Below are 19,041 nucleotides of genomic sequence, written 5' to 3'. Positions count from 1 at the left end.
GGCGTCAGGGCTATCAGTCCCGTGCCCCTGACCTGAGTGTGCGGACCCAGGGAGAGCGGATTCACGCTCAGGGCGGCCGCGACCGCCGGGGTGCCGTGGCCGGGCACTGATCGCCGGGGGCGATCAGCTCTGCTGGGCCTTCACGGCGTCGGTCATGTCCGCGGTGTCGGACGCGGGCGGTGCCTCGATCGTCCGGGCCTTGCCGAAGCTCTTGAAGTCCATCGTGACCGTCATCTGGCCCATGTCCTGCTTGATCCGGACCGGGAGGTCGTCGGCCACCCAGACGTCGACGGTGATCTCGTCGATCTTGGCCTGGTTGAGCGACTCCAGCATGGAGTCGCGGTCCTTCTCCGACAGGTCGTCGGCCTTCTTCTCGATGTCGTCCTTGGTGTAGACGCCGCGGTAGTGCGTGGCCGTCTTGCCGTTGATCTTCTCCTCGCCGACCTTCGAGACGTCGTCGGCGTACTTCAGGGCCTTCACGCCCGCGATGGGGTCCTGGTTGCTGGAGCTGAGCTGGTTGGCGCCGGCCTGGCCGAGGATCGCCTCGGCGTCGATCCGCATCCAGTGCTTGTCCTTCAGCGGACCGGACGCCTGGGGGTCGACGCTGTAGTAGTACGCGCCGTCGACGAAGCGGGTCTCGACGGTGCCGTCCGAGACGAGCTCGCCCATGCCCACGGAGTCCGCGTCCATCTCGACGCGCATGGCCAGGCCGTCGCCCCAGGTGTAGATGCCCTCCATCCTCACCGGCTGCGGCAGGGCGGGCATCTCGGTGGTCGCCACGATCTCGGCGGAGCCGCTCTTGTCGGCCTTGTCCGCGATCAGCGCGATCGCCTCGGCGGCCGTCTTGGCGGTGTCCTCGGCGGAGCAGGCCGCCGCGCCCGCGGTCAGGAGTACGGCGGTCGCGACGGCGGCGCCGCCGCGGATGGCGTTGCGGTACATGGTTCTTCCCCCCAGGGGTCTGCGGTGGTGCCTTCAGTCAATCGGACGGGGCCGGGGGCCCGACAGCGGTTTTCACGGCAGGAAAGCCCCCCGGCGACTGCCGGAACCGGGCAGTCCGCGGGTGGCCCGTAGTCACTGCAGGCTCCGCACGAACTCCTCCAGCGTCGCCACCTCGGAGGCCGGGGGCCTGTCGACCGTGAAGCCGTCGCCGTAGCTCTTGATGTCGACGGTCTCCCGGTAGGCGCCCTTGGCGGTCCTGCCCGACTCGACGGTGCGTACGGCCAGGCCGTCGTCGCCGATCCAGACCTCGATACGGACCTTCTTCAGGCCCTGGTTCCTGAGGTTCTCGGCGTACTCGTCCCGGGAGTTGCCGGAGACGCCCTGCAGCTTGGTCTCTGCCAGCTCCGCCACGTCCACGGTGCCGGTGTAGTGGTCGGTGTCCTGGCCGTTCACCTTCTCCGTGCCGGCCTTCTTCAGATCGTCGGCGGTGGCCAGTGCGGCGATGGCCGTCTCCGGGCCGTTGTCCGGCGTGGTGTCCTGCTCGGAGCCGCTGTCGCCGCTCAGGTCCAGCCACTTCCTGCCGTTCAGCGGGGAGTCGAGCTCCACGTAGAAGAAGTCCTTGCCGGACAGCAGCCGGGCCTTGCCGTCGGAGCCGGCCAGCTGCTCGAAGTCCTTGCTGTCAGCGGTCTGCATGACGACGTCCGCGCCCCTGGAGCCCGGCTTCCAGCTGAACTTCCCCTCCCTCGTGGACGTGCCGTCCTCCGGGTCCCGGGTCTCCATCACCAACTCGGCGGAGCCCTTCCCGGACACGGCGGACACGGCGTCCCGAAGGGCCTTGGCCGGATCCTGCTCATCGCCGCCACAGGCGGACAGCGGAAGCACCAGGAGCGCGGTGGAGGCGGCGAGGACGAGCGGCCGGGACATGCGCATGAGCCTGATCTCCTCGAATAAAGCCCGCATAAGACGTCCGCGGGGGAGGACGCGAAAAGGCCGGGCCCGGTTCCCCCGAGGGAACCGGGCCCGGCCTTTTCAGGTCAGCGGACGACCGCTCAGACGACCGGCTCCTCGGAGAGCAGGTTGCGGGTGCGGTTCGGGTCGACCGGGATGCCGGGGCCCATCGTGGTGGTGATGGTGGTCTTCTTGATGTAGCGGCCCTTGGCGGCCGACGGCTTCAGACGGAGGATCTCCTCCAGCGCCGCGGCGTAGTTCTCGACCAGCTTGGCCTCGTCGAAGGACGACTTGCCGATGATGAAGTGCAGGTTCGAGTGCTTGTCGGTGCGGAACTCGATCTTGCCGCCCTTGATCTCGGTCACGGCCTTGGCCACGTCCGGGGTCACGGTGCCGGTCTTCGGGTTCGGCATCAGGCCACGGGGACCGAGCACGCGGCCCAGGCGGCCGACCTTGCCCATGAGGTCCGGGGTGGCGACAACGGCGTCGAAGTCCAGACGCCCCTTGGCAACCTCGTCGATGAGCTCGTCGGAGCCGACGATGTCGGCGCCCGCGGCCTCCGCGGCCGCAGCACGGTCACCGGTCGCGAAGACCAGGACCCGGGCGGTCTTGCCGGTGCCGTGCGGAAGGTTCACGGTGCCACGGACCATCTGGTCGGCCTTGCGCGGGTCGATGCCCAGCCGCATGGCGACCTCGACGGTGCCGTCGAACTTGGTCGAGGAGGTTTCCTTGGCGAGGCGGACGGCCTCGAGGGGGGCGTACTGCCGCGTGCGGTCGACCTTGGCGTCAGCCGTGCGGAGAGTCTTGCTGCGCTTCACTGCGTTCTCCTGGTTTGTCGTGGAGGTCGTGGTCTACGGACCAGCGCTTGGCCCTGCCACGTAAGGGGGTGGAGGTGGTCAGCCCTCGACGGTGATGCCCATGGAACGGGCGGTACCGGCGATGATCTTCGACGCGGCGTCGATGTCGTTCGCGTTGAGGTCGGGCATCTTGGTCTCGGCGATCTGGCGGACCTGGTCGGCCGTGATCTTGGCGACCTTGGTCTTGTGCGGCTCGCCGGAGCCCTTCTCCACACCCGCGGCCTTGAGGATCAGCTTCGCGGCCGGCGGAGTCTTGGTCACGAAGGTGAAGGAACGGTCCTCGTAGACCGTGATCTCCACCGGGACGACCATGCCACGCTGCGACTCGGTCGCGGCGTTGTAGGCCTTGCAGAACTCCATGATGTTGACGCCGTGCTGGCCCAGCGCGGGGCCGACCGGGGGAGCCGGGTTAGCGGCACCGGCCTGGATCTGGAGCTTGATAAGCCCCGTGACCTTCTTCTTCTTGGGAGGCATGCTCTCTCCGGGTCAGATACGAGAGTGTTCTCTGTGAGACTGCCGTCTGCGCCTTCACGAGGCATACGGATACATCTGTTCCCACAGGTGCATCCAGGCAGATGGCATACCGCACCACGATAACCGCTACCCCGGTGCGGAATGAAATCGCCCAGGTCAGGGCCCGCACAAACGGCCGATTTCGGGCGAAACCCTAGTCTTGCCGCCCGTCGGCGGCCCACCGCCGCAGCCGGTGCACGCTGCGCTCCTTGGCCTGCGCCGTACGCGCGCTCTCCCCGGAGGCCGTCATGAAGGCGATGACCGGCGTCCACCGCCGCCGTCCGCCGGGAGCGGTCCACCGCAGCGCGGGGAACCCGGTCACTCGGTGATCAGCCCCACGACGACAGCCGCCAGGCCCAGCTCCGCGGCTCCCTCGGCCTGGACGGCGAGGGCGCAGGCCGGCAGCCCTGGTGCGATGCCGAGCGCGGTGTGCGCGACGCGTACGCCCGTGGGCGGGACCAACTCCACGGCAGCAGCCCTCCCGGGGTACGAGAAAACCCCCGGCCGACGGAAAACCGCCGGCCAGGGGCCCTCTGTGAAGTCTGAGGCGTCAGTTCTTCTGGATCTGGTCGAAGCTGAGCTCGACCGGCGTCTCGCGGCCGAAGATCTCGACGAGGCCCTTGACCTTCTTGGAGTCCGGGTTGATCTCGTTGATCGTGGCCTGGAGCGTGGCGAAGGGGCCGTCGGTGACGGTGACCGAGTCGCCGACCTCGAAGTCCAGGACCTGGACCTCCAGCTTGCGCGCCGGCGCCGGCTTGCCCTCGGCCTCGGCGGCCTCGCGGGCGGCCTTCTCCTCCGCCTCCGGGGCGAGCATCTTGACGATCTCGTCCAGGGTCAGCGGGTACGGGTCGTAGGCGTTGCCGACGAAGCCGGTGACGCCCGGGGTGTTGCGGACGACGCCCCAGGACTCGTTCGTCAGGTCCATACGGACGAGCACATAGCCCGGCAGCTTGTTCTGCTTGACGTTCTTGCGCTCGCCGTTCTTGATCTGGACGATCTCTTCCTCGGGCACCTCGGCCTGGTAGATGAAGTCCTCGACGTTGAGCGAGACGGCACGCTGCTCGAGATTCGCCTTCACGCGCTTCTCGTAGCCGGCGTAGGTGTGGATGACGTACCACTCGCCGGGGAGGCTGCGGAGCTCCGTGCGGAGGGCCTCGACCGGGTCGACGGGCGCGGCGGCCTCCTCGGCCGTCTCGTCCTCGTCGCCTTCGGCGTCGTCGGACTCCTCGGCGTCGTCGGACTCCTCGGCCTCGTCGGCGTCCCCGGCGTCGGCAGCGGCGAACTCGTCCTCCGCCTCGACCTGCTCGGCGGCGTCGCCCTCGACGTCGGCGACCGCCGCAGTCTCCTCGCCCTCCAGGGCGTCGACTGCGTCGTTCAGGTTCGGGTCAGACACGATGGCTGCTTCTTCCTGGTACTAAGGGTTGCGCGAAAGGGTCAGCCGAAGACGTACTTCATGACTTCGGTGAAACCCAAGTCAATCACGGTAACGAGGCCGATGACGATGACAACGAAGACGATGACCACCGTGGTGTACGTCGTCAGCTGGTGCCGTGTCGGCCAGACGACCTTCCGCAGTTCGGCGATGATCTGGCGGTAGAACAGTCCGAGCCTCGCGAGGGGGCCCTTCTTGCCGCGCTTGCCGCCCTTCTTGGCGGTCTTGGTGTCGCCGTCAGGGCGCTCAGGCGTTGCGGTGGAGCCGATGGCTTCCGTCACTGCGTCCTCACCTGATCCCGGGTCGTGGCCGTGCCGCGCCCGGTTGAGCCGCACGGCGATGTGCATCGCTGCATTACTTGGTGCTTTAAGGCGCGCCGCGATCCGGCAGGCGGATGCGTGCAGCAGGGCCGGAGGGACTTGAACCCCCAACCGCTGGTTTTGGAGACCAGTGCTCTACCAATTGAGCTACGACCCTTTGTGACGACCTCAACCTACCGTATCCCGCTCCGTGCGCCGAGAGGAGCACGTACCGGAATGCCGCTGCTGAGGGCACGAGGGATGAGTGTACGTGCTCGGAGCCCGCACGTCGAACGGGGGCCGCCGAAGGTGCTTTTCCGCCCGCTGAGCCGTACGGGTATTCCCACCCGTCCCACGGCCGTGCCCACCCTGTGAAACCGGTGTGCCCGCGCGGCCGGGCGTCTGGAACGATGGGCCCCATGACCGATGGACCCGCACAGAGCGCAGCCGCAACCTCCCCCACCGAGCGCCGGGTGTCGGCCCGCGTCGGTGCGATCTCCGAGTCCGCGACGCTCGCCGTCGACGCCAAGGCGAAGGCCCTGAAGGCGGCCGGCCGCCCGGTGATCGGCTTCGGCGCCGGCGAGCCCGACTTCCCGACGCCCGGCTACATCGTGGACGCCGCCGTCGAGGCCTGCCGCACCCCGAAGTACCACCGCTACACCCCCGCGGGCGGGCTCCCCGAGCTCAAGACCGCGATCGCCGCGAAGACGCTGCGCGACAGCGGGTACGAGGTGGAGCCGGCGAACGTGCTGGTGACCAACGGCGGCAAGCAGGCCATCTACGAGGCGTTCGCGGCGATCCTCGACCCGGGCGACGAGGTCATCGTCCCCACCCCGTACTGGACCACCTACCCCGAGTCGATCCGCCTGGCCGGCGGCGTCCCCGTCGACGTGGTGGCCGACGAGACCACCGGCTACCGGGTGTCCGTGGCGCAGCTGGAGGCGGCCCGCACCGACCGTACGAAGGTGCTGCTGTTCGTCTCCCCCTCCAACCCGACCGGCGCCGTCTACTCCCGCGCGCAGATCGAGGAGATCGGGCGCTGGGCCGCGGAGCACGGCCTGTGGGTGCTCACCGACGAGATCTACGAGCACCTCGTCTACGGCGACGCGTCCTTCCACTCCCTCCCGGTCGTCGTCCCCGAGCTGCGCGACAAGTGCATCGTGGTCAACGGCGTCGCCAAGACGTACGCGATGACCGGCTGGCGGGTCGGGTGGATCGTCGGCCCGAAGGACGTCGTGAAGGCCGCGACCAACCTGCAGTCGCACGCCACCTCCAACGTCTCCAACGTGGCCCAGGTCGCGGCGCTCGCGGCCGTCTCCGGCGATCTGTCGGCCGTGGCCGAGATGCGCGAGGCGTTCGACCGCCGGCGCCGGACCATCGTGCGGATGCTGAACGAGATCGACGGCTTCGTCTGCCCCGAGCCCGAGGGCGCCTTCTACGCCTACCCGTCGGTCAAGGGCGTGCTCGGCAAGGAGATCCGCGGTAAGCGCCCGCAGACCTCCGTGGAGCTGGCGGCGCTCATCCTCGACGAGGTCGAGGTCGCCGTGGTCCCGGGCGAGGCCTTCGGTACGCCGGGCTATCTGCGGCTGTCGTACGCCCTGGGCGACGAGGACCTCGTCGAGGGCGTGTCCCGGATCCAGAAGCTGCTGGCGGAGGCGCAGGACTGAGCGCCTGACACCCTCTCCCGACACTCCACGACGGGGGCTTGCCCGGACTTGTTTTCGGGCAAGCCCCCGTTCTGGTTGATCGGCTTCCGCGCGCCGCACCCGGTGAGGCAGGATCGGCAGATGCACCCCTCTTCAGGGGGGAACCCCCCGAACCCCCCGCGCGCTCGTGATGTCCGGCTGCTGCCGAAGGCCCATCTGCACCTGCACTTCACCGGTTCCATGCGGTCCGGCACCCTGCTCGAACTGGCCGACAAGTACGGCGTGCACCTGCCGGAGGCGCTGAGCAGCGGTGAGCCGCCCAAGCTGCGGGCGACCGACGAGCGGGGCTGGTTCCGGTTCCAGCGGCTGTACGACATCGCGCGGTCCTGTCTGCGCTCCCCCGAGGACATCCGGCGCCTCGTGCACGAGGCCGCCGAGGAGGAGGTCGCGGACGGCTCCGGGTGGCTGGAGATCCAGGTCGACCCCACCTCGTACGCCCCGCGGCTGGGCGGGCTGATCCCGGCCATCGAGATCATCCTGGACGCCGTGGAGGCGGCCTCGCGCGACACCGGCGTGGGGATCCGGGTGCTCATCGCGGCGAACCGGATGAAGCACCCCCTGGACGCCCGCACGCTGGCGCGGCTCGCGGTCCGGTACGCCGGTCAGGGCGTCGTCGGCTTCGGGCTGTCCAACGACGAACGCCGCGGGCTCGCCCGCGACTTCGACCGCGCCTTCCACATCGCCCGGGAGGGCGGGCTGCTCGCCGCCCCGCACGGGGGGGAGCTCACCGGGCCGGCGAGCGTACGGGACTGCCTCGACGACCTGCGCGCCGGTCGCATCGGGCACGGCATCCGCTCCGCCGAGTCCCCCGCGCTCCTGCGCCGGCTCGCGGAGGAGGGCGTGACCTGCGAGGTGTGCCCGTCGTCGAACGTGGCCCTCGGGGTGTACGAGAAGCCCGAGGACGTACCGCTGCGCGCCCTGTGGGACGCGGGCGTGCCGATGGCGCTGGGCGCGGACGACCCGCTGCTGTTCGGTACGCGGCTGGCCGCCCAGTACGAACTCGCGCGCGAGCACCACGGCTTCACGGACGAGGAGCTGGCGGAGCTGGCCCGGCAGTCCGTACGGGGGTCGGTGGCGCCGGAGGACGTACGGGGGCGGCTGCTGGCGGGGATCGACGGGTGGCTGGCGCCCGCCCCCGCACCGGTCCCTACGGTTTGAGCGCCTCCCACGTCGTATGGTCCGCGCCTACGGCTTGAGCGCCTCCCACGTCGTACGGGCCACGGCGGGCGCGAAGTCCGCCACCGGGCGCACCGCGTCCGTGCCCGAGAAGTGCAGGAAGAACGCCCGCTGGAAGCACGCCCCGAGCAGCAGCGCGCCCGCGGCGGCCGGGTCGGCGGCCGGGCGCAGGCGGCCGCGGTCGCGTTCGCGCTCCAGATAGCGCACCAGCCCGTCCAGCACCATGTGCGGCCCCGTGCCCAGGTCGCGCAGCCCCTGGCGGTGGCGCTCCAGCAGGGCCGGTTCGGCGAAGAGGGAGGACGCCATCGGGAAGGCGTCGGCGTAGAAGACCGAGGCCTGGCGGGCGATCTCCGTCAGGCACTGCTCGACCGTGCGCTCCCCCGGGTCGGCGGTGAGCTCGGCGAGCAGCGGGCCGACGTTCGGCAGCCGGTCCTTCAGAACCCGGACGAACAGCTCCTCCTTGTTGGTGAAGTGCTTGTACAGCGCCGCCTCGGAGCAGCCCGCCTCCCGGGCGATGGCCTTGGTGGTCGCGCTGGCCAGGCCCGTCGTACGCATCAGCTTATCCGCGGCGTCGATCAGGCGCTCGCGGGCGGGTTTCACGGGGGGACTCTGCGGCACCCGTCCACCCTACCCCGGTGGGTGAGTGTTCACCCACCCTCGGGGGTAGCATGGGTGGGTGAACACTCACCCACCCAGGAAGGGAGCGCGGACATGAGGCTCACCGTCTTCGGTGCCACCGGCGGCACCGGCAAGGAGATCGTCCGCCAGGCGCTCGACGCCGGACACCAGGTCACCGCCGTGGTCCGGGACCCGGCACGGCTCACCGTCAGCGGCGACGGGCTGGAGGTCGTCACCGTCGCCGCCGTCACCGACCCCGCCTCGCTGCGCCCCCTCGTCGCCGGACGCGACGCCGTGCTGTCGGGCATCGGGCCCACCTCGCCCCGCAGGACGGGCATCGCCGAAGCGTCCGCCCGGGCCGTCGTGCGCGCCATGGAGGAGACCGGCACCCGGCGCGTCGTCACCATCAGCGCCGCGCCCGTCGGCGCGCCCGCGGCCGACGAGTCCGCCCTCAACAAGCGGGTCCTCTATCCGCTGATCGGCAGGCTCCTCAAGCCGGTCTACACCGACCTCGCCGCCATGGAGGCGGAGCTGCGCGCCAGCGCCCTGGACTGGACGGCGGTACGGCCCGGCAACCTCGGCGACAAGCCGTTCACCGGCCACTACCGCCGCGCCGTCGGCGCCAACGTGCCCCGCGCGGGGACGCTGGGGCGGGCGGACCTGGCGCTGGCGATGCTGGAGTGCGTGGCGGATGAGGGTACGTACAAGCAGGTGGTGGGGCTGGGGGCGGGTGGGTAGGGGTGCTCGCCCCTGGGCGGCTCAGAGCCGCACGCCCACCGTCACCGGCTCGTTCACCAGGGTCACGCCGAACGCCTCGCGGACCCCGTCGCGGACCTCGCGGGCCAGGGCCAGGAGGTCCTCCGTGGACGCCCGGCCGCGGTTGGTGAGCGCCAGGGTGTGCTTGGTGGAGATACGGGCCCGGCCGTCGCCGTAGCCCTTGGTGAAGCCCGCGCGGTCGATCAGCCAGGCCGCCGACGTCTTCGTCAGCCCCTCCCCCGCCGGGAACGCCGGCGGGTGGACGTCCGGGCCCAGCCGGTCCGCGGCGCGCTTCACGAAGTCCGCGAACGCCGCCCCGTCCAGGATCGGGTTGGTGAAGAACGACCCCGCCGACCACGTGTCGTGGTCCTCCGGGTCCAGCACCATGCCCTTCCCCGCGCGCAGCTTCAGCACCGTCTCACGGGCCGCCTCCGCCGCCACCCGCTGCCCCGGCTCCACGCCCAGCACCCGGGCCGTCTCGGCGTACCGGATCGGCGCCGACAGCCCGCCCGCGTCCTCGAGCCGGAAGCGCACCCGAAGGACGACGAACCGCTCCGGGTCGCCCTTGAAGCGGCTGTGGCGGTACGAGAAGCCGCACTCCTCGTTGCGCAGGGTCACCGTCTCGCCGGCGCGGCGGTCGTACGCCACGACCTCCGTGATCGTCTCGGCGACCTCCTGCCCGTACGCCCCCACGTTCTGGATCGGCGTCGCCCCCGCCGAGCCCGGGATCCCGGCCAGGCACTCCACACCCGCCAGGCCCGCGTCGACGGTACGGGCGACGGCGTCGGACCAGTTCTCGCCGGCCGCCAGCTCCAGGCCGGTGCCGTCCAGGCGGACGCCGCGGGTCGCGACGCGCAGGGCCGTACCGCGGAAACCCGCGTCCGCGATCACCAGGTTCGACCCGCCGCCGACGATCAGCAGCGGCGTACCGGCCGCGTCGGCCTCCCGCACCGCCGCGACGACCTCGTCGTCCGTGGTCGCGGTGACGAGCCGGTCGGCGGGACCGCCGAGCCGGAAGGTGGTCAGCGGGGCGAGCGGGGCGTTCTGGGTTACCTGCACGGGGTCAAGCGTACGGGGGCGGGGCGGCCGGTCAGTGCCCGGACGGGGCGAAGGCGAGCATCACGCCGAGGGCGACCAGCAGGGAGCCGATCGCACGGTTCAGCGTCCGCTGGGCGCGCAGCATGCGGGCGCGCAGCCGCTCGTTGGAGAAGAACAGCGCCGCAGCGCTGAACCACGCCCAGTGCGCGAACGACATGAACGCGCCGTAGCCGAGCTGCTGCAGCAGCGGCGTGTCCGCGTCGACGACCTGGGTGTACGTGCTGACGACGAAGAGGGTCGTCTTGGGATTGAGCGCGTTGGTGAGGAAGCCGGTGCGGAGCGCGCCGGCGCGGGACAGACCGCCGCCCCCGTCGTGCAGGTCGCCGCCTCCGTCGTGCAGGTCGATGTCGACGCGGGTGCGGGTGAGGAAGGTCCGTATCCCTATATAGACGAGGTAGCCCGCGCCGACCAGCTTGATCGCCGTGAACAGCTCGGGCGTCTTCGCGATCACCAGCCCCACGCCGAGCATCGTGTACGCCACGTGCACGCACACGCCGAGCGCGATGCCGACGGCACAGAGGAGGCCGGCGGTACGGCCGTGGAGGTAGCTGTTGCGGACGACCATGGCGAAGTCCGCGCCCGGGCTGACGACGGCGAGGACGGTGATGACGGCTACAGCTATGACTTCGGCCATGGGGGGCATGGTGTCGCGGGCGGGGGTGGGTGATCAAGCGCGCTTTGCGGGCGGGGCGGTCAGGCCCGCGTCCGGCGTACGGGATAGCGCAGGATCGTGCGGAGCTTCTCCGGGGCGGTGCGGGCCGGGTGGGAGAGGTAGATCTCGTGGTGGTCGCCGGCGACCTCGCAGCCCTCGGCCTCGATGAACGCCATCAGCCGCCGGTGGGTGGCCGGTTCGTCGGCGTACGGGCCGATGTGCAGGATCTGGGCGGCGAGCCCTTCGTCGAAGGTCTCCAGCCGGACCCGCTCGGCACCCGCCCGCCCCTTCCGTACGGCGGCGGCGATCGCGTCCGCGACCTGCCCCGGATCGGCCTGGGGCGGCTGGAGGATCATCATCCGCCACTGCCACCGGGACCGGTCCCCGCCCGCGGCGAAGTCCTCCCGCCGGTCGCTCCACCACAGCCCCTGCAGCGGCATCACCGGGTACGGCGGCAACCCGGCACCCTTCAGCGCGGCGCGGACGCCGTACGCCACGGCGTACAACCCCTCGACGGCCTCCCGGTAGCCGGGGCCGTCCGGGTCGCCGGAGCCGTCGGCCGTCAGGAACGGGAGCGGGGGCGCGGTGACGAGGGCGGGGGTGGGGCGGGCGGTGTAGAGGGGGCGGTGGACGGCCTTCAGGTCCGTCGCGTTGTCGTTGCGGCTCATCGCTCCTCCTCCACGGGCAGCAGCACACGCGTCTCCTCCACGGGCAGCAGCACACGCGTCACGAGCTCCTCCGGCTCCGCCTCGCCCGGCCCCACCACGTACGCCTCGCGGGCGGGGCCGCGGGGGTCGAGCCCGCGCTCGTGGACCCAGGCGAACAGGGCGTTGTAGGCGAGGGGCAGCTGGGCGTACGGGCCGTGGTGCACGGCCTCCGCGACGCGGCAGGCGGGGAGGGCCTCGGGGTCGGTCCCGGGTGGCGGGCCGGCGGCGTCCGTCAGCTCGGCGCCGACGGCGATCCGCATCCCGTCGCCGAGGTCCAGCGGGTAGAGCCCCCACAGCGGCGGGACCCAGCGCCCCGTGCCGCCCAGCGCTCCCATCAGCTGCCCGATACCGACGCCTACCGTCTCCGCGATCCCGTCCGCCGTGGTCCGGGCCCGTACGACGGCGAGCCGCCGCGCCGGCTCGTCCGTCAGCCGCACCTCGTAACCGGGCAGCCGGCCGTCGGCCAGCCGGTCCAGCATCCCGAGGCGCACCTCGTCCCGCGCGATCCGCTCGGCCAGCCGGTCCCGCTCGCCCTGCAGGATCCCCCGCCGGCCGGCCGCGTCGGCGGCCAGCGCCTCCCGGATCACGGCCAGGGGTACGTCCAGATCCCGCAGCAGGGACACGGTCAGGGCGTCGCGGGCCTGCTCCGGGGCGTAGTAGCGGTAGCCGGTGGCACCGTCGACGCGGGCGGGTCTGAGGACGCCGGTCTCGTCGTAATGCCGCAGCTGCTTCACGCTCAGCCGGCAGAGGCGGGCGAAGCGGCCGATGGTGAGGAGTCCGTCGTTCATGGGGCCATGCTGTGCCCTCCCATGGGGGGAGGGTCCATCGAGGCGCGGGCACGCTCGTTCGTTCGGGAGGTTTCCGCGCGTTCGGGAAAACGGCTCGCGGGGCGGCGGCGCAGACGGCAGGCTCTGGGGATGCCTTCGGAGATCCAGAACGTCGCGATCGACTGCGCCAACGCCTACGAACTGGCCCGCTTCTGGGCCGAGGTGACGGCCGCGCCCGTACACCCGGAAAGCCGGCCCGGCCACGAGGAGACGCAGGTCCTCCTCCCCACCGGCCTCACCCTGCACTTCAACGAGGTCCCGGAACCGAAAACGGTGAAGAACCGCCTCCATCTGTGCCTGCGCCCGGACATCCCCCGCGACGAGGAGGTGAAGCGCATCCTCACCCTCGGCGCCACCTTCGTCGCCGACCACCGCAACCCCGACGGCACGGGCTGGGCGGTCCTGGCGGACCCGGAGGGCAACGAGTTCTGCGTCCTGCGGAGCGGGGCGGAGCGGGGGGAGGGCTGAGGGTGCCGGGGGGTGTCGGCTTGGCCGCCGCTTATCCGTCGCTTTCGGCGACCGTGGCGTCGGGGGGCCATCCGCCCACGTCGATGAGGTGCGCCACGGCACGGCAGGCACGGTCGAAGGGGACGGTGTCCCGGTCGGCGTACACATCGACCTGGCCGTTGGCGAGCACGTAGCCCCCCGAGTCCCCCGGCGCGCCCGGGTCGACGAGATGCTCACCCGGATCGCCCGCCGCGCCCAGCAGCAGGACCATGGCCCGCTCGCCGTTGGCGACGACGCCGAGCATCCGCCCGGCGCCGTCCACGAACCACGTCTCGAGGCTCCCGTGGTCCATCCGGTTACGCAGCAGAAGCCGGGCCTCCGCGCCGGAGTAGGCCCGGCCCCCGCCCCCGTACAGAACCCACGCGCTGTCCACCCGGCGACCCTACGGCGACCTCGTCGAGGTGCGCGTACCGCACCTCGACGAGGGGCGTGTCGTGGCCGGGCTCAGCGGTAGTTCACGAACTGGACGGCGAAGTCCAGGTCCCGCCCCTTGATGAGCTGAATGACCTCCTGCAGGTCGTCCCGGCTCTTCGAGCTCACCCGCAGCTCGTCGCCCTGCACCTGGGCCTTCACGCCCTTCGGGCCCTCGTCCCGGATGATCTTCCCGAGCTTCTTGGCGTCGTCCTGGGAGATGCCCTCCTTGATGGAGGAGGACAGCTTGTACTCCTTGCCGGACGCCTGCGGCTCCCCGCTGTCCAGCGCCTTCAGCGAGATCCCCCGCTTGACCAGCTTGGTCTCGAAGACGTCGAGCACGGCCTTGGCCCGCTCCTCGGAGTTGGCCCGGATCTCGATCTTCTCGCCCGACCAGGCGATGGAAGCGCCCACGCCCTTGAAGTCGTAACGCTGGGAGATCTCCTTGGCGGCCTGGTTGAGGGCGTTGTCGACCTCCTGCCGCTCGACCTTCGAGACGATGTCGAAACTGGAGTCGGCCATGATTCCGCGGCTCCTCGCACATAGATGGGTCAGTCCACTGGCCCCACACGGGACCAGGGGCCAGCCTAGCCACCCGAACCGTGATCCATCCGCGAACAACCGAGTGGCGGACCACCCCCCGGGATCAGGTATGGTTTACGTCGTCGCCAAGGAAAGCGCGCAGCGCGGATCCAAGACCGACAAACCCTGGCGGTGTGCCCGAGCGGCCAAAGGGAGCAGACTGTAAATCTGCCGGCTCAGCCTTCCGTGGTTCGAATCCACGCGCCGCCACACGAGCAGAGCCCCTGACTGATTCTGGTCGGGGGCTCTGGTGTTCTCACCCCCACGTCGCGCCGCCTCCCCAGGTTCGAACCGCTGCCTGGCGCCCCTCGCCGAGCAGCGTCCCTGGGCTCAAACGGCCGGCCGCCGATACACGGAAGCGGACCTCACAGCCGACTCCCGTCCCCACACCGGTCCGTGCAGCACCCCAGCACGCTCACCGCAGGCCCCGGCTTCAACGGTGGAGCACGGAGCGGGCAGCCGCGACAACCGTGCGGGCCTGGTGGGCGGCCTGCTGATCGAGGGGGACCGGGCGGGCCGGGAAGTGGGTGGCGAAGTCCTCGGCCAGTCGTATCGTCAGCTTCTCGGCCAGCTCCTTGAGCTCCGCGCCCTCGCGTCGCACGAAGGCGTCGGGCGCCTTCGCGGCAGACGTACGGGACAGCAGCCGCAGCAGTGGGGAGGCCGCGCGCAAGGGGGCCTGGCGTGCGGCCAGTTCCAGTGCGGTGATGTGGGCGATCGTGTCCGTGGCAGGCCAGTCCTGCGCGGACCATTCGGCCGCGAGTTCCGGGCACAGGCGCAGGAAGCGCCGGCAGGTACGGAGCAGGGGGCCTGTTTCGGCGTCCTCGTGGATGCCGACGTGGTCGATCGCCCGTGCGTACAGGCCGGCCACCTCACCGCCCGCGTCGCGCAGATAGGCGCAGGCACGGGAGCGAGCCCCGGCCGGGTCCGGGTGGAGGTCGGCGCTGCTGACGGCGTCGGCGGCCCACATGGGGACCTCGATGACGGCCGTGGCCGTGCCGTGCCGCTCCGGGTAGCGCCAGGTGGAGTTCTCGGTGCTGTGCAGCAGCGCGGCGAACTGGCTGCCCGGCTCGCCGGGCCGGGGCAGTACGTGCACGCCCGGAGCCACGCTGGGCCAGTAGTACGCGTCAAAGGGGCCGGCGTCGACGGGGATGGCGGCGCACCGGGCGGAGTCGGTGAACGGTTTCGCCAGGCCGGGAAGCTCCCGCGTCGTCACGACATAGCTGCCGCCGAGGTCGACACCGTGCAGACTGCACTGGAGAACCGGAGTCAGTTCGTCCAGGAGGCCGATGAGGGCCCGGGTCTCGGGCAGCATCGGCCGGGAGGCGTCGTCGGGGATCCACTCGGGCTGCTCGGCGAAGACCGGACGGAAGAAATGGCGGTAGTAGCCGGCCATACCGTCCGGCCGCGGCATCCAGCCCTCGTTGAGCCGGGCGCCGTCCGGGTCGAGGCTCAGCAGGAAGTGCCAGGAACAGCCGGGCAGAGGGCCGAGGCCGGCAACGTCCTCGCCGGACAGAACGGCTTCGGCCAGCAGGAGACAGGCCACCGCCCCGGTCTGCTCATTGGCATGGGGCCCCGCGACGACCAGCACGTTCTGTTCGCCGCCCGCCACGGACAGCACCCGCAGCGGCGCCCCGGACCTCGAATGTCCTGCCGTCCACAACCGTGCCCGCCCCGGATACCGGCGCACCAGCCCCTCGGCCCGCGCCGCCGCTTGATCGACCGCCAGATAGCTTTCCTCCGCCACCGCCCTGCCCCCTTCTGCCACGGTTGCGCCGCGGTCATCGCCGGCGCAGGCCATCGATGACCGCGGGCGCACGAAGCTCACCTGACAATCACTCAGGCGTTCGAGTCTCCGCAGTTGACGGTGGTTTCCTTCTTGTCCAGCGGACGGATCTGGATCTTCTTCAGCGCCATGTGCACTCCTCATCAACCCGACTGGTTCTGCCGGGTCTTGACGGACGGTTGAGACCTCACGATGCTGCTCGTGCAGTGCATCACCGGTCGGGCTGCCATGTCGACAGTGCTTTTCGGACAAGGCTCGGGAGGGTCGGCGTCGTGATCACTATCCAGGGCATGGAGCGACCGCGCATCAAGCCCGAACACCGCGGCTACCGTACGCGCGACGGGCACGTCCGCCTCGGAAGCACGACCCACGGGATCGGGGTCGAAATCGAGGCGACGGACGACTGGCTCTGGACGCTGGTGCGGGCCATGGACGGCAGTCACAGCACTCGGGAAATCGTGGGAGCGGTCACCACCGAACACAGCGACGTCCCGCCCGACGAGGTCCTGGACGTGATGTCCGACCTGCTCGACGCGGGGTTCGTCGATGACGCCGGGGCGCGCTGCCCTACGGATCTCTCCAGCCAGGAGCAGGAACGGTATGGGCGGGGCGTTGCCCTGCTGCGATGGATGGACAAGACGCCGCGCCCCAGCGCCTGGGAGGCCCAGCTCTGGTTGCGCCGCGCCCGGGTGCTCATCGTCGGAACCGGCGGGACAGGTAGTGCCGCCGCCAGACACCTCGTCGCGTCCGGAGTGGGGCACGTCCACTGCGTCGATCCCGACGTGGTGGAGCTGTCGAATCTCAACCGGCAGTCGCTGTACCGGGAGGCGGACATCGGCCAAGCGAAGGTGGACGCGGCTGTCCGCGAGCTGAAACAGGTCAACTCCGACGTGCGGGTCACGGGCGAGCAGCGTGCCGTCCGCGGCGCGGATGGCTTGAAAGAGCTTCTCGAGACCTGTCCGGCGCCGGACGACGGCAGCGGCTCCTCCGACCGTTTCGACCTGCTCGTGCTGGCGGCCGACGATCCGCCGACGATCCGGAACTGGGCGAACCAGGTCTGTCTGGAACTCGGGTTGCCCTGGGTCGACGGCGGATATCAGGGGCCGATCGTCGCTGTCAGCGTCTTCTCCCCCGGACGCGGCGCCTGCTGGGAATGCCTCCGGACCTGGGAGTCGGAGGAGCGTGATCTGCGCCTGGACTCATCCGCGGCGGGCCGCCCCCAGTACAGTGCACCGCCGCCGGCGTTCGGCGCGGCCAACTCCGTGACGGCGGGCCTGTCCGGTGGCTTACTCGCCTACGCCGCGATCGCCCTGCTCACCGGGATCCCACAGCTGGAACCCGGCCTCAGGATAGGACTGAACCTCATGCGGCCCGGTGAGCCCAGCGCAGACCGACGGCCGAGGCGAGCCGACTGCCCCGCCTGCACCGATCTGAGTACGGAGGCAGCCAGGCGGGCAAAGCGGTGACGACATCCCCCGCGGCTGCCGGGCAGACGCCGCGCTTCGGTCCCTCGACCCGGGTGGAGTTCCATGAACTGGCCATACGGGAGGACGGCGCCGACTGGATCGTCGGACGGCGTGCGAACCGCACCTTCGTCGCACTGCCCGCGGAGGGCATCCGGGTCATCGAACTGCTGCGGGGCGGTGGCACCGTCGGGAGCGCCGCGGCACGCCTCAGGTCTGAGGCCGGAGCAGACTTCGACGTCCCGGACTATCTGCGGTCACTCACGGAGCTGGGCTTCGTAGCCACGGTCGACGGCCGTCCGGTGGACTCGCCGCCCCCCGCGGCGGCGACTCTGCCCTGGCTGCGACAGCGGCACACCGCATGGTCGCTGAGCCCGGTCTGGCCCGGGCTGCTGGCGCTACTGGCAGTCGCGGCGTCGGTCGTCCTGGTGGGTCGGCCGGAACTGCTCCCCAGCTACCGAGCACTGCTGTGGAGCCCGTTCGGGAGTCTGGTCCTCCTGGCTGCCTTCGGCGTGGGCTGGACCCTGGTCTTCCTGCACGAACTGGGCCACCTCGTCACGGCCCGGGCATCCGGCGTCCCGGGCAGGATCACGTTGGGTACCCGCCTGCAGTTTCTGGTGGCACAGACCGACATCAGCGGCATAGAGACGGCTCCGCGGCGCCACAGACTCACCGCGTACCTGGCCGGAATCGGCGTCAACCTCGCCGTCGCCTCGGCCGCCACCATCGGACTGGCGATGACGAATCCCACCGGGGCGGCCGGAAAAGCCCTCTCCCTCGTGGCCCTGATGGCAGTACTGCCGATCCCCTTCCAGTTCCTGGTGTTCATGAGGACCGACGTCTATTTCGTCCTACAGGATCTGATGGGGTGCCGGAACCTACACGGCGACGCCCGCGCCTACCTCCGGTACCTGGCGTCCCGCTGGACGCTGCGGCCCGGCGTGCGGGACGCGGCGGCCCACCCCCTGAAGGACCTGCCCGCGCGGGAGCGGCGTGCGGTGCGCGGGTACAGCGTGGTCCAGGGCCTCGGCACGCTGCTGTGCTTGGCGTTCTTCGCTGCGGTTACACTGCCCGCCGACGCCCATCTGATCGTCCGCTCACTGATCGGGTTGCGGGCACACGAGTCACCGGTGCGGGTGATCGATTCGATCGTGGTGATCGTCGTTCTCGGAGGTGTCCACGTCCTCTGGGCTGTGACATGGTGGCGGGGCAGGAACCGCACGGCTGGCAAAGGGCGTAAAGAGTCTCGCCCTCACGCTCCCTACCGGTAGTTCGTCAGGCCGGGAGGCAGGGGTCAATCCCGTGTCTGGTGCCGACGGCGTCGAGTGGTTCTTGGTGCGGACCGCACAGAGTGCCGGTCACGTCCGCTGGAGTGGTGTAACGATGGCACCGGCGTCCTCGTCCAAGGTCATGTCGTACTCGTCTACATCTAGTTCGGCACCAACTGCCGCGAGGAAGGTCAGCGCCCTTCGGTCGAGGTGCCAGCCCAAGAGGTTCGGTATGTCCGGGACCGGGCTCCGCTTCTGGGCGGCGCCCCCGTCGAGGACGCATGCGATCTGGTCCTCGACACTACGGTTCGCTTCTCGGCAGGTCATCTGCCACGCATGGTTTACGGGGCGGACGACTGGTCCGGCCTGCTTGTTTCCGCGCACGGACACTTCGTCGGGGGCGACGCCCATTCCTGCACGCGCTTCGGAGAATCGTGCTGCCCGGGCGGCGGCGCGGTCCTCTGTGGGGCACTTGTGGGGCGGGTATCGGTCTCGGGCG

At 70.7% G+C, this 19,041-nt stretch carries 22 protein-coding genes and 2 tRNA genes; 7 read left to right on the top strand and 17 right to left on the bottom strand.

The genetic code is table 11. From position 1 onward, the window contains the following. Nucleotides 1-123: 123 nt before the first annotated feature. The 9 genes from AB0M28_RS08285 to AB0M28_RS08245 all read right to left on the bottom strand — a co-directional run bounded on the left by AB0M28_RS08285 (nucleotide 124) and on the right by AB0M28_RS08245 (nucleotide 5,166). A complete protein-coding gene (locus tag AB0M28_RS08285; protein WP_365399685.1) occupies nucleotides 124-939 on the bottom strand; it encodes a hypothetical protein in 816 nt (271 codons plus the stop codon). 132 nt (nucleotides 940-1,071) lie between these two features. Continuing rightward, on the bottom strand, nucleotides 1,072-1,869 hold the full coding sequence (locus tag AB0M28_RS08280; RefSeq protein WP_365399682.1) for a hypothetical protein: 798 nt from the start codon (nucleotides 1,867-1,869) through the stop codon (nucleotides 1,072-1,074). A gap of 119 nt (nucleotides 1,870-1,988) precedes the next feature. After that, nucleotides 1,989-2,705 carry a 50S ribosomal protein L1 gene (gene rplA, locus AB0M28_RS08275; RefSeq protein ID WP_365399679.1) on the bottom strand — a complete coding sequence of 239 codons (717 nt, stop codon included), beginning with the start codon at nucleotides 2,703-2,705 and terminating at the stop codon, nucleotides 1,989-1,991. Between the two features lie 78 nt (nucleotides 2,706-2,783). Then, the gene (gene rplK / locus AB0M28_RS08270; RefSeq protein WP_153453000.1) at nucleotides 2,784-3,218 is read right to left on the bottom strand and encodes a 50S ribosomal protein L11; all 435 of its coding nucleotides are present in this window, start codon (nucleotides 3,216-3,218) and stop codon (nucleotides 2,784-2,786) included. Between the two features lie 193 nt (nucleotides 3,219-3,411). After that, nucleotides 3,412-3,579, bottom strand: coding sequence for a hypothetical protein (locus tag AB0M28_RS08265; protein ID WP_365399675.1), 168 nt, complete (start codon nucleotides 3,577-3,579; stop codon nucleotides 3,412-3,414). Further along, entirely contained in the window at nucleotides 3,576-3,725 is a 150-nt protein-coding gene (locus tag AB0M28_RS08260; protein WP_365399673.1) for a hypothetical protein, read from the bottom strand. The genes AB0M28_RS08265 and AB0M28_RS08260 overlap by 4 nt, the downstream gene beginning before the upstream one ends. Nucleotides 3,726-3,807: 82 nt before the next feature. Next, entirely contained in the window at nucleotides 3,808-4,650 is an 843-nt protein-coding gene (gene nusG / locus AB0M28_RS08255) for a transcription termination/antitermination protein NusG (RefSeq protein WP_365399670.1), read from the bottom strand. A 41-nt stretch (nucleotides 4,651-4,691) separates the two neighbouring features. Beyond that, complete coding sequence (secE, locus tag AB0M28_RS08250; RefSeq protein WP_365399700.1) at nucleotides 4,692-4,970, bottom strand: preprotein translocase subunit SecE; 279 nt, start codon at nucleotides 4,968-4,970, stop codon at nucleotides 4,692-4,694. 123 nt (nucleotides 4,971-5,093) lie between these two features. Further along, nucleotides 5,094-5,166: transfer RNA gene (locus tag AB0M28_RS08245), tRNA-Trp, on the bottom strand. A 241-nt stretch (nucleotides 5,167-5,407) separates the two neighbouring features. Here AB0M28_RS08245 and AB0M28_RS08240 point away from each other — a divergent pair. Both AB0M28_RS08240 and AB0M28_RS08235 read left to right on the top strand, forming a co-directional pair. Next, nucleotides 5,408-6,655: a pyridoxal phosphate-dependent aminotransferase gene (locus tag AB0M28_RS08240; protein ID WP_365399667.1), complete on the top strand. Its 1,248-nt coding sequence runs from the start codon at nucleotides 5,408-5,410 to the stop codon at nucleotides 6,653-6,655. Nucleotides 6,656-6,775: 120 nt separating this feature from the next. After that, complete coding sequence (locus AB0M28_RS08235) at nucleotides 6,776-7,852, top strand: adenosine deaminase (RefSeq protein ID WP_365399665.1); 1,077 nt, start codon at nucleotides 6,776-6,778, stop codon at nucleotides 7,850-7,852. Between the two features lie 27 nt (nucleotides 7,853-7,879). Here the strand turns inward: AB0M28_RS08235 and AB0M28_RS08230 are convergent, their stop codons facing one another. After that, nucleotides 7,880-8,470, bottom strand: coding sequence for a TetR/AcrR family transcriptional regulator (locus tag AB0M28_RS08230; protein ID WP_365399662.1), 591 nt, complete (start codon nucleotides 8,468-8,470; stop codon nucleotides 7,880-7,882). Nucleotides 8,471-8,581: 111 nt separating this feature from the next. Between AB0M28_RS08230 and AB0M28_RS08225 the strand changes: the two genes are divergently transcribed. Further along, a complete protein-coding gene (locus tag AB0M28_RS08225; protein WP_365399659.1) occupies nucleotides 8,582-9,226 on the top strand; it encodes an NAD(P)H-binding protein in 645 nt (214 codons plus the stop codon). 21 nt (nucleotides 9,227-9,247) lie between these two features. Here the strand turns inward: AB0M28_RS08225 and AB0M28_RS08220 are convergent, their stop codons facing one another. The 4 genes from AB0M28_RS08220 to AB0M28_RS08205 are packed head-to-tail and all read right to left on the bottom strand — an operon-like array spanning nucleotide 9,248 to nucleotide 12,489. Then, the gene (locus AB0M28_RS08220; RefSeq protein ID WP_365399656.1) at nucleotides 9,248-10,303 is read right to left on the bottom strand and encodes a UDP-N-acetylmuramate dehydrogenase; all 1,056 of its coding nucleotides are present in this window, start codon (nucleotides 10,301-10,303) and stop codon (nucleotides 9,248-9,250) included. A gap of 31 nt (nucleotides 10,304-10,334) precedes the next feature. Further along, nucleotides 10,335-10,976, bottom strand: coding sequence for a LysE family transporter (locus AB0M28_RS08215; protein WP_365399653.1), 642 nt, complete (start codon nucleotides 10,974-10,976; stop codon nucleotides 10,335-10,337). A 59-nt stretch (nucleotides 10,977-11,035) separates the two neighbouring features. Further along, nucleotides 11,036-11,662 (bottom strand): GyrI-like domain-containing protein, encoded by a 627-nt coding sequence (locus AB0M28_RS08210; RefSeq protein ID WP_365399650.1) that lies wholly within the window; start codon nucleotides 11,660-11,662, stop codon nucleotides 11,036-11,038. Next, nucleotides 11,659-12,489 (bottom strand): MerR family transcriptional regulator, encoded by an 831-nt coding sequence (locus AB0M28_RS08205; RefSeq protein ID WP_365399647.1) that lies wholly within the window; start codon nucleotides 12,487-12,489, stop codon nucleotides 11,659-11,661. Before AB0M28_RS08205 ends, AB0M28_RS08210 begins: the two co-directional genes overlap by 4 nt. A 129-nt stretch (nucleotides 12,490-12,618) precedes the next feature. On the opposite strand from AB0M28_RS08205, the gene AB0M28_RS08200 reads away from it, so the two are divergent. After that, complete coding sequence (locus AB0M28_RS08200) at nucleotides 12,619-12,996, top strand: VOC family protein (RefSeq protein WP_365399644.1); 378 nt, start codon at nucleotides 12,619-12,621, stop codon at nucleotides 12,994-12,996. 31 nt (nucleotides 12,997-13,027) lie between these two features. On the opposite strand, the gene AB0M28_RS08195 is transcribed toward AB0M28_RS08200, so the two are convergent. Together AB0M28_RS08195 and AB0M28_RS08190 are read right to left on the bottom strand one after the other, a co-directional pair. Then, nucleotides 13,028-13,408, bottom strand: a complete 381-nt coding sequence (locus tag AB0M28_RS08195; RefSeq protein WP_365399641.1) for a hypothetical protein — start codon at nucleotides 13,406-13,408, stop codon at nucleotides 13,028-13,030. Nucleotides 13,409-13,479: 71 nt separating this feature from the next. Beyond that, nucleotides 13,480-13,968 (bottom strand): YajQ family cyclic di-GMP-binding protein, encoded by a 489-nt coding sequence (locus AB0M28_RS08190; RefSeq protein ID WP_365399638.1) that lies wholly within the window; start codon nucleotides 13,966-13,968, stop codon nucleotides 13,480-13,482. Between the two features lie 188 nt (nucleotides 13,969-14,156). Between AB0M28_RS08190 and AB0M28_RS08185 the strand changes: the two genes are divergently transcribed. Then, nucleotides 14,157-14,238: transfer RNA gene (locus tag AB0M28_RS08185), tRNA-Tyr, on the top strand. 223 nt (nucleotides 14,239-14,461) lie between these two features. Here the strand turns inward: AB0M28_RS08185 and AB0M28_RS08180 are convergent. Next, nucleotides 14,462-15,772: a M14 family zinc carboxypeptidase gene (locus AB0M28_RS08180; protein ID WP_365399635.1), complete on the bottom strand. Its 1,311-nt coding sequence runs from the start codon at nucleotides 15,770-15,772 to the stop codon at nucleotides 14,462-14,464. A gap of 311 nt (nucleotides 15,773-16,083) precedes the next feature. On the opposite strand from AB0M28_RS08180, the gene AB0M28_RS08175 reads away from it, so the two are divergent. Both AB0M28_RS08175 and AB0M28_RS08170 read left to right on the top strand, forming a co-directional pair. Continuing rightward, the gene (locus AB0M28_RS08175; RefSeq protein WP_365399632.1) at nucleotides 16,084-17,277 is read left to right on the top strand and encodes a ThiF family adenylyltransferase; all 1,194 of its coding nucleotides are present in this window, start codon (nucleotides 16,084-16,086) and stop codon (nucleotides 17,275-17,277) included. Further along, nucleotides 17,274-18,545, top strand: a complete 1,272-nt coding sequence (locus tag AB0M28_RS08170) for a hypothetical protein (protein WP_365399629.1) — start codon at nucleotides 17,274-17,276, stop codon at nucleotides 18,543-18,545. Before AB0M28_RS08175 ends, AB0M28_RS08170 begins: the two co-directional genes overlap by 4 nt. Nucleotides 18,546-19,041: the final 496 nt, after the last annotated feature.

The organism is Streptomyces sp. NPDC051940 (assembly GCF_040680895.1).
Classification (GTDB): Bacteria; Actinomycetota; Actinomycetes; order Streptomycetales; family Streptomycetaceae; genus Streptomyces.
The sequence above is the reverse complement of the archived record's forward strand: the minus strand, read 5'-3'. Positions and strand labels throughout refer to the sequence as shown.